Source organism: Cupriavidus sp. GW822-FHT06G04 (genome assembly GCF_058799075.1).
Map to the genome: position 1 here is coordinate 233363 of NZ_JBXALD010000005.1, position 14980 is coordinate 248342.

General features: G+C 67.6%; 6 protein-coding genes. All 6 read right to left on the reverse strand.

The window, feature by feature from the left end; translation table 11 throughout:
• The 6 genes from malQ to AC1RKI_RS13940 all read right to left on the reverse strand — a co-directional run bounded on the left by malQ (position 1) and on the right by AC1RKI_RS13940 (position 14905).
• Positions 1–2331 carry a 4-alpha-glucanotransferase gene (gene malQ / locus AC1RKI_RS13915; protein WP_492795767.1) on the reverse strand — a complete coding sequence of 777 codons (2331 nt, stop codon included), beginning with the start codon at positions 2329–2331 and terminating at the stop codon, positions 1–3.
• On the reverse strand, positions 2328–4475 hold the full coding sequence (gene glgX, locus AC1RKI_RS13920; protein ID WP_492795769.1) for a glycogen debranching protein GlgX: 2148 nt from the start codon (positions 4473–4475) through the stop codon (positions 2328–2330). The genes malQ and glgX overlap by 4 nt, the downstream gene beginning before the upstream one ends.
• Before the next feature lie 42 nt (positions 4476–4517).
• Complete coding sequence (gene glgB / locus AC1RKI_RS13925; RefSeq protein ID WP_492795771.1) at positions 4518–6821, reverse strand: 1,4-alpha-glucan branching protein GlgB; 2304 nt, start codon at positions 6819–6821, stop codon at positions 4518–4520.
• Positions 6808–10203 (reverse strand): maltose alpha-D-glucosyltransferase, encoded by a 3396-nt coding sequence (treS, locus tag AC1RKI_RS13930; protein WP_244788138.1) that lies wholly within the window; start codon positions 10201–10203, stop codon positions 6808–6810. Before treS ends, glgB begins: the two co-directional genes overlap by 14 nt.
• Complete coding sequence (locus AC1RKI_RS13935) at positions 10200–13523, reverse strand: alpha-1,4-glucan--maltose-1-phosphate maltosyltransferase (RefSeq protein ID WP_492795773.1); 3324 nt, start codon at positions 13521–13523, stop codon at positions 10200–10202. Before AC1RKI_RS13935 ends, treS begins: the two co-directional genes overlap by 4 nt.
• Positions 13524–13885: 362 nt before the next feature.
• A complete protein-coding gene (locus tag AC1RKI_RS13940; RefSeq protein ID WP_061956989.1) occupies positions 13886–14905 on the reverse strand; it encodes a sigma-54 interaction domain-containing protein in 1020 nt (339 codons plus the stop codon).
• Positions 14906–14980: the final 75 nt, after the last annotated feature.

Genomic DNA, 14980 nt, shown 5'->3' on the forward strand with positions numbered 1-14980 from the left:
TTACCCATCGCTGCGCTTGCCGGTATGCGTTGCGCTCGCGCTGGCCTCTTCGCCATTGGCGGTCAGCGCCGCAATACGGCGCCGCACTTCGGGACGGTCGAACACGTCGCGCACGTCGGCGTCGATGCGCCGTTGCCAGTTGGGGTGATCGGCGATCGTGCCGGGCAGGTTGGGCTGCTCTCGCAGCGCAAGCAGGTCTTCCATCGGCGCCAGGCGCAGCGGTGTCGCGGCGCGCCCGAGCCACTGCAGCACGAGATCGACCGGCGCGGCTTGCGCCGGCGGTTCGTCGCCATGCGCCACGCCTGCGTCGCGCATCGCCTGCCATAGCGCGCTGCGCTCACGCGCGCGCGCCGCCATGGCCGACGCTTCGGTTTCATCGGCGCCCAACTGCCGCAGGCGCGCGCGCCACGCGATGTCGTTGCCGGACCACCATCCGACGATGGTCGGTAGATCGTGCGTGGTGGTCGTGGCCACCGCTTGCGCGGGCCATTGCCACGGCGGCAGGAACGGCGCGGACGCATCGGCGTCTCCGTAGGCGTCTTTATCGACGGACGTTTCATCGGATGCCTTGGTGCCTGTGTCGGCGGATTGCGGCGTCGCCGCTTCTTTGGCCGCTTCCTCTGCCCCAGCCGCGTCGTCATCTCGCGCCGCACGTTCGAACCACAGCACGTCGATGCCAAGCACGCCGCGTGCTTCGAGCGCGGCGTTCAGCGTTTCCGGCACGGTGCCGAGGTTTTCGCCGATGATGATCGCGCGGTGCCGCCAGGACTCGATCGCCACCAGGCGCAGCAGATCGTCGAGCGGATATGACAGATAGGCGCCGGCGCTGGCGGGCGCGCCCGACGGCACCAGCCAGATGCGCGCCAGGCCCAGCACGTGGTCGATGCGCAAGCCGCCCGCGTGGGCCAGATTGGCGCGCAGCATCTCGATGAATGCGGCGTAGCCATGGCGACGCAATCCGCGCGGCGAGAACACGGCCACGCCCCAGTCCTGACCCAGCGGGTTATAGAGATCGGGCGGCGCGCCTGCATGGCAGCCGTTGATGATTTCGGTCTGGCGCGTCCATGCATGGCTGCCGCCAGGGTCTGTGCCGACGGCCAGATCGGCAATTACGCCGATCGCCATGCCCGCGCGGCGCGCACGCTGCTGCGCGTCGTCGAGCCCGTCGGCAGCCAGCCATTGGACGAAGGTGTGAAAGCCGATGGCGTCGGGATGCTCGGTCGCAAACGCGGTAACGGCCGCGCCGTTCGGTGAGCGCAATGCCACTGGCCAGCGTCGCCAGTCGGCCGCGTCGGCGATGGCTTCTTGCAAGGATTCAGGCGAGAGGCCGCCAGCGGCTTCGCGCTCGCGCACGTCGGCAAGGCGCGCGTTCTGAATCGCTTCGAAGCACGCATGGGCCAGCAGCGCATTGCCGCCGCGCGCACGGAATGCGGCAAATGCCTGACGTTGCGTGGTGCTGAGCAGCGTGTCATGCCGCTCCCACAATGCGCGCAGCAGCGCATGGCGCGCGTGCGCCAGCGCCGGCCAGTCGATTTCCGCGCGCCGCTCGGCCAGTGCCAGCGCGTCGCCCAGGCCCAGCGCGGCAATCGCGTCGGCCACGGCCTGTTGGCCGAACACACGCGCGGGATCGGCGTACAACGCATTGAAAAAGATCCGGCTCGACGGCGAGTACGGACTGTAGCGTTCGGGCAGGCCGATGAAGCCCGCGTGCAGCGGGTTGATCGCCACCGCATCGGCGCCGGCACGCGCCGCGGCTTCGGCGCAAAGTGCCAGCGTGCTCAGGTCGCCCAGTCCGGTATCGGCGCCGCGCCGCAGGCCGTAGAGCTGGACGGAGACGCCCCAAGGTTTGCGCGCCTGCGCCGCGCGCGGCGAAGCGGCTAGTGCGTCGGCCACGCCAAAGCATCGCGGCGGCGCCACCGCCACGATGGTTTCGGCATCGCCCAGCAACAGACGGTGATAGCCCCACTGCGCAATCGGCTCGATCTGCATGGCGCTCTCGCTGATGCGCTGCGCCACGCCCTCGATGATCGTGCCGTCCTCGAGATCGAGACGATAGGGCCGCTGCGGCACGGTATGCGCCCACGGCACGATCACGGGCTGATGCTGATCGGCGGTGATCAGCGGTGGCAGCGGCTGCGCGCCGTCGTCAGCGGCCAGCCGCGCGTGCGACGCCGCGCATTCGCCGGCAGATCCGCACGGCAGCTCCAGCGCCGTGAGCACCGCGCGCAGGGCCTCGTCGGTCAACGCCTGCGGCCGGTTCCACGCATCGCGCCAGTGCACCTGCAGGCCCGCGCGCGCTGCCAGTTGACGGAGCGGATCGCCGGTGGTCATTGCGATGGACCCTCGTCCTTGGGCACGGCCGCCGCCAGCAGCGCCACGCTGTGCGCCGCCACCTTGTACGCGGGACGGCCTTCCTCGTCGGCCGGCACCGGATCGTCCTCCAAATCGGGCGCAGCGCTATCGAACAACAGACGCCAGTCCTCGCCCGGCGCTGGCGTGCGGAATACTACGTCCTCGTGGGTGGCGTTCAGACACAGCAGGATGACTTCGACCTCTTCCTGCGCCGTGTGCGTGGCGCGGCGCAGAGCCAGCGTGCGCTCTTCCGGGTTGGCCCATTGGTCGCTGTTCAGCTCGTTGCCATCGGGGCCGAACCACGCAATATCGGGCAAGCCCGGCGCCGGTTGCGAGCGCCCGTGCACGAAGCGGTTTTCGATCAGCACCGGCAACTGGCTGCGCAGCTCAAGCAGGCGGCTTACCACGCGCAACATGGGCGCGTTGGACGGCTCGGCCGCGTCATTCCAGTTGAGCCACGACAGTTCGTTGTCCTGGCAGTAGGCGTTGTTGTTGCCCTGCTGGCTGCGGCCCCATTCGTCGCCGGCGGTGATCATCGGCGTGCCTTGCGATAGCAGCAACGTCGACATCATCGCGCGCGCCACGCGGCTGCGCGTTTCCAGGATTGCCTCGTCGTCGGTCGGGCCTTCCACGCTGCCGTCCGGGCTCCAGTTGGCGCTGGCATTGTCGTCGTTGCCGTCGCGGTTGTCCTCGTTGTTGGCCTCGTTGTGCTTGTGGCTGTAGCTGACCAGATCGGCCAGCGTGAAGCCGTCGTGCGCGGTGATGAAGTTGATGCTGGCCCACGGCTTGCGATGACGGCGGTCGAACAGGTCCGCGGAGCCGGTCAGACGGGCCGCCAGTTCGCCACGCTGGCCCGCGTCGCCGCGCCAGAAGCGGCGCACGTTGTCGCGGTACTTGTCGTTCCATTCGGCAAAGCCGGGCGGATGGTTGCCCACTTGATAGCCGCCGGGGCCCAGATCCCACGGCTCGGAAATCAGCTTCACGCGCGACAGCACCGGATCCTGCAGCAACGCATCGAAGAAACCGCAATTGGGATCGAAGCCGGTCGGCTCGCGGCCCAGCGTGCTGCCCAGATCGAAGCGGAAACCATCGACATGGAACACCTCGACCCAGTAGCGCAGCGAATCCATCACCATCTGCAGCACGCGCGGATGCGAAAGATTCAGCGTATTGCCGCAGCCGGTGTCGTTGACGTAGTGCCGTTCGTCGCCCGGCATCAGCCGGTAGTAGCTGGCGTTGTCCAGGCCGCGCCACGACATGGTGGGCCCGAGTTCGTTGCCTTCGCAGGTGTGGTTGTAGACCACGTCGAGCAGCACTTCGATACCGGCCGCATGCAGGCGGCGGATCGCGATCTTGACTTCATGGAGCTGGCGGCCGGACATGTACATCGGTTCCGGCGCGAAGAACGCCAGCGTGTTGTAGCCCCAGTAGTTGCGCAGGCCGCGCTCGATCAGGAAGCGGTCCTGCAGGAATGCATGGATCGGCAGCAGTTCGATCGAGGTGACGCCGAGCTTGTGCAGATGATCGATGAAGCGCGGATCGGCCAGCGCGGCAAACGTGCCGCGCGCCTGCGGCAGCAGATCGTCGCGCAGCATAGATGCGCCGCGCACGTGGACCTCGTAGATCGAGGTCTGCGGCCACGGATGGGCGGGCGGGCGATCGTCGCCCCAGTTGAAGCTTTCGTCGACCACCACGCTTTTGGGCATGGTCGGCGCGCTGTCGCGGCGGTCCGGCGTGAGGTCGGCGCGCGGGCTGTTCAGGCGATAGCCGAACAGCGCGTCGGACCAGCGCACCGGTCCGCTCAGCGCGCGCGCATACGGATCCAGCAGCAGCTTGTACGGATTGAAGCGATGGCCGCGCGCGGGCTCGTACGGGCCGAACGCGCGAAAGCCGTATTGCAGGCCCGGCTGCGCGTGCGGCAGATAGCCATGCCAGATCTCGTCGGTGCATTCGGGCAGCTGCAGGCGCTGCACTTCCTTGCGACCATTGGCCGCGAACAGGCACAGGTCGATGCGGCTGGCGTTGGCGGAAAACACGGCGAAGTTGACGCCCAGTCCATCCCAATGCGCGCCAAGCGGCCACGGTTTTCCGGGCAGCAGGCGATCCACGGTATTGCTCGCCATCCAAGAGGCTCCTGTTTGTGGTTGTTGTCGGTGTGGCGGTGATTACAAATCGGTTGCGGGGCGCAGGACCAGCGTCGCCAGCGGCGGCAGCGTCAGCGCCACCGATGCCGGCTGTCCGTGCGATGGCGTCGCGTCGGCCTGCACGCGCCCGCCGTTGCCCAGGTTGCTGCCGCCGTAGACGCCGGCGTCGGTGTTCAGGCATTCCTCCCAGTCGCCCGCAAACGGCACGCCCACGCGATAGCCGTAGCGCGGCACCGGTGTCATGTTGACCACCACCAGCACCGTGTCGCGGCTGTCGGCCGCGGCGCGGCGCAGATAGGCAAAGACGCTGTTCTGGTGATCGTCGCCCACGATCCACTGGAAACCTTCGGGCCGGTGATCGGCGGCATGGAGCGCCGGCAGGTTGCGATACAGGCGGTTCAAATCGCGCACCAGCGAATGCACGCCGCGATGCGCGGGCTGATCGAGCAGCGCCCAGTCGAGTTCCTCGTCATGGTTCCATTCGCGCCACTGCGCGAACTCGCCGCCCATGAACAGCAGCTTCTTGCCCGGGTGCGTCCACATGAAGCCGTAGTAGGCGCGCAGGTTGGCAAAGCGCTGCCAGTCGTCGCCGGGCGCCTTGCCGATCATCGATCCCTTGCCATGCACCACTTCGTCGTGCGACAGCGGCAGCACGAACGCTTCGGACCAGGCGTAGACCATCCCGAAGGTCATGTCGCTGTGGTGCCATGGACGGTGGATCGGCTGGTGTGACAAATAGCGCAGCGTGTCGTGCATCCAGCCCATGTTCCACTTGAAATGAAAGCCCAGGCCACCCGATTCCACACTTGCCGTGACGCCGGGCCATGCGGTGGACTCTTCCGCGATAGTCAACGCGCCGGGGCAGCGCTCGCGCACCAGCGCGTTCATCTCGCGCAGAAAGGCCACCGATTCCAGGTTCTCGCGGCCGCCAAAGCGGTTTGGCACCCATTGGCCCGGCTCGCGGCTGTAGTCGCGGTACAGCATGGACGCCACGGCGTCGACGCGCAGCGCATCGGCGTGGAAGTGTTCGAGCCAATGCATCGCGTTGGCCAGCAGGAAGCCGCGCACCTCGTTGCGGCCGAGGTTGTAGATCAGCGTGTTCCAGTCCTGGTGATAGCCCTCGCGCGGGTCCTCGTGTTCGTACAGCGCGGTGCCGTCGAATTGCGCCAGCCCGTGCGGATCGGTCGGAAAGTGCGCGGGCACCCAATCGAGGATCACGCCGATGCCGGCCTGGTGGCAGCGGTCGATGAACGCGGCAAACCGGTCTGGCGGTCCCAGCCGCGATGTGGGCGCGAATAGCGAGAGCGGCTGGTAGCCCCAAGATCCGCCGAACGGATGCTCGGTCACCGGCAGCAGTTCGATATGCGTGAAGCCCAGATCGCGCACGTACGGAATCAGCCGCTCGGCCAGGATATCCCAGCCGCGCCCGGTATCGTTGGCCGCGCGCTGCCACGACATGACATGCAGCTCGTAGACCGACATGGGCGTCGCATAGGGATCGGTGCGTGCGCGCTGTTCCAGCCACGCCGCGTCATTCCACTGGAACGGCGGCGCCATACGGCCCGCGCACGCCACCACCGACGCGGTGGCCGGCGGCAGCTCGGTGGCCTGCGCCACCGGGTCCGCCTTGTCGGGCAGCGCCTCGCCGTGCGGGCCGGTCATGTCGTACTTGTAGCGGCTGCCGCCCGCCGCGCCCATCGCCTGCGGCACGAACAGTTCCCAGACTCCGGACCCCAGGCGAAGCCGCATCGGATGCCGTGCAGGATTCCAGCCGTTGAAATCGCCGATCACCGACACACGTTGCGCGTTGGGCGCCCACACGGCAAAGCGCACGCCGGGCTCTCCCTCGATCGTCAGGCACTGCGCACCGAGGCACTTGCCCAGTTCCAGATGGCGGCCCTCGTTGAACAGATGCAGGTCGAGATCGCCAAGCAGCAGGCCGAACGCGTACGGGTCGGCGCTGATCTGCTCGCTGCCGTCCGGCCAGCGGACGCGCAGGCGATAGTCCTGGACGCCTGGCAGGCGCTGCGCGTCGGGCTGATTGCCGACCGGATTGCGGCCGGTCTCAGGCCAATCGGGCAAGCGGCCCGCGAACACGCCGTCTGGATGCAGTTGCACCATGTCGGCCAGGAAATCCCCATGCGCATCGGTAAGCTGCATGGCTGCAGCGCCGGGTACCACGGCGCGCACCGTCATGCCATGTTCGTCGCGATGCGGACCCAGCACGCCGAACGGATCGGCAAGCCGGCCTTCGCGCAGTGCATCGATGACCGGACCCGGCAGGGTCGGCGCGGGCAGGTCGAGCGCGGCGTCATTGCTGGCCATGATCGTCTCCCAGAAGTCGGCGGACCAGACGCGCCAGCCCGCTGGTGGGCAGGTCGATCCACGCCACGCGATTGGCCGCTTCATAGCCCACCTCATAGGCCGCGCGTTCCAGCAGGAACAGGTCGAGCAGCGGATGCAGCTGCTCCGGCGTGGCCCACGGTTGCGCAGCGGCCGCCATGGTTTGCGCATAGCAGTGCAGGAACGCGTTGCCGGCCGTGGCGCGGAAGCGGTCGAGCAGCGCGGCGCGCCGTTGCGCCTGCGCGGGCGGCAACGTGGCATGGGTGCGTTCACGCCGATCGGTGCCGACCGTGGCCGCCGCGTAATCGAGCGAGCGCAGCAGGCCGGCCACGTCGCGCAGCGGCGACGTCTTGCGCCGGCGGAAGGCCAGCGGCTGGCGCGGTTCGCCTTCGAAATCGACGATATAGGTGTCGTTCTGCGCGATCAGGATCTGTCCCAGATGGAAGTCGCCATGGATACGCGTCTGCAGGCTGCCCGGCGCGGCCGTGGCGAGCCGCGCCACCAGACGCGGCAGTGCGTCGCGGCTGTCCAGCAGCATGTCGATATCGCTGGCGAAATCGCCGGTGGCCGACTTGCGGTGTGCCTTTAGCAGATCGAGCGCCTCGTTCAGCGAATGCAATGCCTCGTTGGCCCATTCGCTGGCCTGGTCCTCACCGGCGGATTCGGGCGCAAACGCAGCGTCTTCGGCCGGCCGCGCCAGTACCGCATGGAGTTCGGCCAGACGCCGCCCCAGCGTGCCGACCATCGCGGCATAACCGTTCAGTGACTCGTCGAATTCGTCCTCGCCGTCGGTGGAGGGCAGCGCGTCGTCGATGGTGCGTCCCAGGTAATCGAGCGTCCAGTCCCAGCCATCGCCCTGGTTGAGGATGTAGCCCTGCAGCAGCATCAGTGTATGCGGCGTGCCGTCGGCCCCTGCGCGCACCACTTCGCCCAGCAGCGGCGCGGAATGTGTGTAGCCGTTGGCGGTCAGGTAGCGCGTCATTTCGGCCTCGGGGTGCACGCCGCCGGCCACGCGCCGCACCAGTTTCAACACCGCGCTGTTGCCGTATGCCAGCGAACTGTTCGATTGCTCGGCCGACATCCACTGCACCGGCTCGTCTTCCAGCGGCGCGGCGGCCAGGCCCGGTTCGGCCTGGAAACGGATCACGCCGCGCGCGGTTTCCGCCTGCACGCCATTGCGCATCGCCTTCACGATGGCGCGCGCGTACGATTCGAGCACGAAGCCGTCGGTGGCCACGCCGACGCGGCTGCCGCGGCGCACGCGCGCCATTGACAGGCCGTGCACCAGTTGCGGCATGCCGTCCGTGCTTTCGCGGTCCCACAGCAGCGCCACCGGCAGTTGATAGCATTCGGTGCGGCCCGGCAGCGAGACTTCCACTTCGCAGTGCCAGATCTCCTCGTTGTTGTCGACCTGCGCAATCGGCCATGCATAGGCCACGCTCACGCGTTCGATGCGCTCGCCCTTCGATGCAAACCAGCGGCGGCGGGCGAGGTAGTGGGGCAGCACCTCGTTGTTCAGCGTGCGACGCGCAGCTTCCGTTAGCTCGCTGCGTTGGCCGACGTTCTGCAGGACCAGCGTGACTTGATCGATCATTTGTTCGGGGGCGTGCACGTGCCAGGCGGGCGGCGCCGCGTCTTCGCTCAGCACAAACCAGTAGAAGCCATACGGCGGCAGCGTCAGCAGATAGGTCAGCTGGCCGATGGCGGGAAACGGCGTGGCGCCGAGCATTTCCACCGGTACGCGCCCGTTGAATTGCGACAGGTCCAGCTCCACGGCCTGCGGCGCGCGCGACAGGTTGGCCACGCACAGGATGTGCTCGCCGTCGTATTCGCGCAGATACGCAAGGATCTTGCGGTTGCCGGGAAACAGGAAGCGCAGCGTGCCGCGGCCGAACGCATGATGCTGGCGCCGCAGCGCCAGCATGCGGCGCATCCAGTTCAGCAGCGAATGCGGATCGCGCGTCTGCGCTTCCACGTTGACGGCTTCATAGCCATACAGCGGCCCCTGCAACGGCGGCAATACCAGCCGTTCCGGATCGGCATGCGAGAAACCGCCGTTGCGGTCGGGCGACCATTGCATCGGCGTGCGTACGCCGTCACGGTCGCCCAGGTGGATGTTGTCGCCCATGCCGATCTCGTCACCGTAGTAGATCACCGGCGTGCCCGGCATCGAGAACAGCAGGCTGTTCATCAGTTCGATGCGGCGGCGATCGCGTTCCATCAGCGGCGCCAGGCGTCGACGAATGCCGAGGTTGATGCGTGCGCGGCGGTCGGTGGCATAGACCTCCCAGAGATAATCGCGCTCGCTGCTGGTGACCATTTCCAGCGTCAGTTCGTCGTGGTTGCGCAGGAAGATCGCCCATTGGCAATTGGGCGGCACTTCCGGCGTCTGGCGCATGATGTCCGTGATCGGAAAACGGTCCTCGCGCGCGATGGCCATGTACATGCGCGGCATCAGCGGAAAGTGGAACGACATATGGCATTCGTCGCCCTGGATGCCGCCGTCCGGACTGGCCGCGCCGGTGGTGTCCGCCGTGCCGCCGCCGCTGGCGCCGCCAAAGTATTGCTGCGCGTCCTCGGGCCACATGTTGGCCTCGGCCAGCAGCATGCGGCCCGTGTAGTGCTCGTCCAGGTGGCGGCGGATCTTGCGGATCACCTCATGGGTTTCCGGCAGGTTCTCGTTGCTGGTGCCCTCGCGTTCCACCAGGTACGGCACCGCGTCCAGGCGCAGTCCGTCGATGCCGATGTCGAGCCAAAATCGCATCACCGACAGCACTTCGTTGAGCACCTGCGGATTGTCGAAATTCAGGTCGGGCTGGTGCGAATAGAAGCGATGCCAGAAATACGCGCCGGCCTCCGCGTCCCAGCTCCAGTTCGACTTTTCGGTGTCGCAGAAGATGATGCGCGTGCCCGCGTATTTCTGGTCGTTGTCGGACCACACGTAGTAGTTGCGCGCCGCTGATCCCGGCTTGGCCTTGCGCGCGCGCTGAAACCACGGGTGCTGGTCCGATGTGTGGTTGATCACCAGCTCGGTGATCACGCGCAGCCCGCGCGCATGCGCCGCGGTGACAAAGCGCTTGGCCTCGGCCAGCGTGCCGTAGTCGGGATGCACGTTGCGATAGTCGGCAATGTCGTAGCCATCGTCGCGGCGCGGCGACGGGTAGAACGGCAGCAGCCAGATGGTGTCGACGCCCAGGCTTACCAGGTAGTCGAGCTTGGCCAGCAGCCCGGCGAAATCGCCCACGCCGTCGCCATTGGCATCGTAGAAGGACTTGATGTGCAGTTGATAGATGACCGCGTCCTTGTACCAGAGCGGGTCCGCATTGAGCAGTGCGGCGTTGGCGCGCTCGGAGAGTCGCTTCATGCCGTTTCTCCTTGTTGTTGCGGGCGCACATACCAGAGCGCAAACGGCAATTCGTGCGGATCGAGGCGGATGCGCTGGCGCTTGCCGTGCCACGTGAAGCGCTTGCCGTGCATGAGGTCCTCCGCGTTTAGCGCGGCGTGGTCGGGCAGTCCCCACTCCCACAGCGGCAGTTCGATGTCGCATTCGCGGGCGGCGCGCGGATCGAGGTTGATGGCGGCCAGCAGCACGTCGTCGCCGAACTCGCGCTGGCGCACGGCCTCCGTGCCCGCCGCGCTGGCCGGATCGCACGGATCGGCGCGCATATAGCGGGCGAAATACAGCACCGCGTCGTCGCTGGCGTGATAGAAGCGCAGCCCGAGATGGTTCTGCAGCGCCGGATGACTGGCGCGAATCTGATTGAGCCGCGCGATCTCGGCCACGATATTGCCCGGCGCCTGCCAGTCGCGTACGCGCAGCTGGTATTTCTCGGAATCGAGATACTCCTCGCGCTCCACGCCGTTCAGCACCAGCGGGGCGCCTTCGCAAACCTCGAAACCGCTGTACATGCCCCACAGGCCGGACAGCAGCGCGGCCAGCGCGGCGCGAATCAGAAACGCGGGACGTCCCCCGTTGTGCAGGAAAAACGGGTTGATATCGGGCGTGTTGACAAAGAAGTGCGGACGATAGAACTCGCGCAATGGGCTCTGCGTCAGCTCGGTCATGTATTCGGTCAGCTCGGCCTTGGTATTGCGCCACGTGAAGTACGTGTATGACTGCGCGAAGCCCAGCTTGGCCAGCCGCGCCATCATCTTGGGCCGCGTGAACGCCTCGGCCAGGAACAGCGTGTCCGGATATCGGGCGCGCACATCGGCGATCATCCATTCCCAGAACGGCAGCGGCTTGGTATGCGGATTGTCGACGCGGAAAATCCGCACGCCCTGTTCGGCCCAGAACATCACCACGTCGCGCAGCGCCTGCCACAGCTGTTCACCGGCCGGCGGAGCGGCGTAGAAATCGACGTTGACGATGTCCTCGTATTTCTTGGGCGGATTCTCGGCGTAGCGCAGCGTGCCGTCGGGCCGGTGCGAGAACCACTCGGGATGCTCGCGCAGCCACGGATGGTCGGGCGAGCACTGGATGGCGAAGTCGAGCGCGAGCTCGATGCCCATCGCGGCCGCCGCCTGGCGCAGCCGCTGGAAGTCCTCGAGCGTGCCCAGTTGCGGGTGGATCGCGTCGTGGCCGCCTTCGGCGCTGCCGATCGCGTAGGGGCTGCCGACATCGCCCGGCTCGGCCTTCAGGCTGTTGTTCTTGCCCTTGCGGTGTGCCTGGCCGATGGGATGGATCGGCGGAAAGTACAGCACGTCGAAGCCCATCGCGCGAATTGCCGGCAGGCGCCGGATCACGTCGTCAAAGGTGCCGTGGCGATTGACGTCGCCGCTTTCCGAGCGCGGAAACAGCTCGTACCAGCTGGCGAAGCGTCCGGCCAGACGATCGGCCTCGATCGGCATCGCGGTGGGATAGCGGCTGGCAAACGGCCGGCCGGCGGGCGTTGCCATGGCCGCGCGCATGGCGGCTTCGGTGCGAGGTGAAAGCAGTATTTCCAGGCGCAGCGCATCGTCGCCGGCTGCTGCGTCGAGATCCGCCAGCAATGCGGCGGCATCGTCGATGCCGCTCGCCTGCGGGCTGTTCAGCGTTTCGGCTACCAGCCGCGCGCCTTCCTCGATCTCGAGCGTGATCTGCACGCCGGCCTTGCGCTTCTTGCCGATTTCGTCGAGCCAGCTTGCAAACGCATCACGCCAGGCTTCGACCGTGAACTCATGGCGTCCCAGCGCCACCATCGGAATGCTGCCGCGCCAGCGGTCGTTGTCCACGTGCGTCATCGGCGCGGCGTGCCACTCCTGGTCGCCCGGGCCGCGCCACAGCACCGCTGCGGCCAGCTTGTCGTGACCGTCCATCCAGATGTCGGCGGTCACCTCCACGCGCTCGCCGACCACGCGGCGCACGGCAAAGCGGCCGTTGTCGACGCTGGGCGAGAGATTTTCGATGGCCACGCGCGGTGCGGCCAGTGCCGACGCCAGCGCGCGGTTAGTGGTCTTGCGCCCGTTGGTCGCGCGCTTCGGCGCGGCGGCCGCAGGCGCGGGCCGGGCTTCGTACAGGCGGATGTCGGCGGGCGGCAATGTGATGGTGCTGGAAGGATCGAGCGGCGCATCGGCTTCCAGCGCGCTGCCGGGGCCGCCTGCGGCGGGTGTCAGCGTGGCGGCCGGCTGCGGCAAGGCGCCCAGCACGCGGTCCGCGCCCAGGCAGGCGGGCTCAAGCGGGCAGGGATTGACCACCACCGTCAGCGCTGGTGCGGCGGGCGCGCCATTGGAAGCATGGCGCGGCACGCGCGCCAGGACCGTCAGCGGGGCCCCGGGGCCGCTGACGTGCCGGATGGCAACGGCCGGTTCGGGATCGCGCGCGGTCAGCCACGCGTTGGCCTGCATCAGTTCGTGCGTGAGATCGTAAGGCGCGTCGACGATGTCGCCGGCTGGGCCGTCGCCCTGTCCCGCAGAGGACACGGCACTGCCATCGAAGCTGGCGGCCTGCGCTGCGGCAGCGCCCGTTTCATACCCGGCCGGCACCAGCCAGCCGTCGCCGATGGCGGCGGCGGTCCAGAGCGCGCGGCGCGCAGCCAGCACGTCGACGCCGTCGGGCGCCAGCGCCGGCGCCGCCAGCACGCGGCCGAAGCGGCGCAGCCGGGCGATCTCCTCGGTCAGCCAGGCGCTGCGATAGTCCCACCAGGGCAGCGACGAGAACGCGCCGTCGAACGGCACGCTGGCGAGCTCGTCGAGTTGCGCGGCCGAAGTACCCGGCGTCCACGCCAGGAACAGCGCGTCGCCCTGACGCCGCACGGTTTCGATCAGTTCGGTCCAGTGTCTAGCGGCCACGCGCGCCGGGGCACGGCAGCAGAAACCGGCCGCGCCGGCCTGGACGGCGTCGCCAAGCTGCGCGCTCCACCACGCCACCAGTTGCTCGGCAATCGCGTCGTCGAACCATCGCGCGCGCACGCCGGGCAGATGACTGTCCGTAGCGTCGGGGCTGCCCGACGGGCGCGCGTGATCGACCCAGCCGTCATGCTGGCCGGCGATGTTCGACGGGAGTCGATCGAGCGCCAGATCGAGCAGCGGGGCAAGCCCTTCGGCGCGGCAGGCCTGTAGCGCCTGGTGCAGCGCGTCTTGCGACGTGTGAGGCGCTGACCAGCCGGCCAGCAGGATATGGTCGAATCCGAGCGACGCGGCGCGTACCAGCGCGTCGCGATCCACTGCCCGGGCGTCCGTCAGATTGAGTTGGCATATGCGCACTGCAAGAGTCCTCTGGCCGTGAGCGCCCCGGGGCAGGTTGGGCGCGCGACGTCTGTTTCGTCTGTTTCAATTCGGACCGGACATGCGAATCACGTGCCAGTGTGCGCGCCGCGACAGGATTTTCAGCACGGCCGTGGCGGAGCAACGGAATGGTGGAGATCGACGGTAACCGGACCAGGAAGGCGGACCTGTCAGCGTTGTAAAAATTGCGTGCGTGGCGCCCTGTTCAGGGTAGGAATGGCGTGTGCGTCGGGCGCTCCACATCCTCCGTTCGGGTGACGTGAGGCGTCGATGCGCAGGCGACCGACTGTGCGAAATGGAAGATGGCGGGCAAAAAAACGCCGGGAGACCCCGGCGCGTCATCAGCTCGTGCGGTACACGTCGAGCCGGTTATAGAGCGTCTTCAGGCTGACGCCGAGCGCCTTGGCGGCCTGGCGTTTGTCGCCGTCGAAGCGGGCCAGCGTGGCCAGGATAATCTCGCGCTGGGTATCGGCCAGTGTGGTGCCGACGCGCACGCTGACCACGCCGTCCACCGTGGTGGGCCGGGGCGGCTGGCTGGACATGCCGGGGTTGCCGATTTCCACCTGACGATCGGCCAGGATGTACGCGCGATAGATCGTGTTCTTCAGTTCGCGGACGTTACCGGGCCAGTCGTAGCGCGTCAGGCGTTCCAGCGATCCGGGCGCGAACGTCTTGTCGGTCTGCTCCATGGCGTTGAATTCATCGAGAAAATGGCGCGCCAAGACGGTGATGTCCTCGACGCGTTCGCGCAGCGGCGGAATATGGAGCGGAAACACCGCCAGCCGATAGAGCAGGTCTTCGCGCAGTTGGCCGCCGCGCACGGCTTCCATCGGGTCGCGGTTGGTGGCGGCCAGGATGCGCACGTCGCTCACCAGCGGCGTATCGCCGCCGACACGATGGAACGAGCGGCTTTCCAGCACGCGCAGCAGCTTGATCTGCATCTCCACCGGCATCTCGGTGACTTCATCGAGGAACAGCGTGCCGCCCTGCGCCTGTTCGAAGTAACCGGCTTTCTGGTCGAGCGCGCCGGTGAAGCCGCCTTTTTCGTGCCCGAACAGTTCCGATTCGATCAGCGTCGGGGCAATCGCCCCGCAGTTGACCGCCACGAACGGACCGTTGCGGCGATTGCTGCGGTCGTGTACGGCCCGCGCCACCACCTCCTTGCCAGTGCCTGATTCCCCCACCGCCAGCATGGTGACGTCGGTCACGGCGACGCGGTTGAGCTGGGCGATGAGGCGTTGCATGGCTGGCGACGTGCTGTCCCAGAGCGGCGAAACCTGGGCCGGGGCGGCACGGCGCCCCGGCGTGCGGGCCGGGGGCGGGACGGAGCGTCCGGAAGGGAGCGTGGCAGTGGTTGACACGGATTTGTCTGGCGCGCCGCCCTGTCCCGCCGGGGGCACATCTGCCGCGATGGGGGGTGCGAGCGCTTCATGATG

Excerpts from the sequence above, each read along its gene's own strand:
- treS (WP_244788138.1), bottom strand. The coding sequence starts at position 10,203 with ATGAAGCGACTCTCCGAGCGCGCCAACGCCGCACTGCTCAATGCGGAC.
- malQ (WP_492795767.1), bottom strand. The coding sequence starts at position 2,331 with ATGACCACCGGCGATCCGCTCCGTCAACTGGCAGCGCGCGCGGGCCTG.
- glgB (WP_492795771.1), bottom strand. The coding sequence starts at position 6,821 with ATGGCCAGCAATGACGCCGCGCTCGACCTGCCCGCGCCGACCCTGCCG.
- glgX (WP_492795769.1), bottom strand. The coding sequence starts at position 4,475 with ATGGCGAGCAATACCGTGGATCGCCTGCTGCCCGGAAAACCGTGGCCG.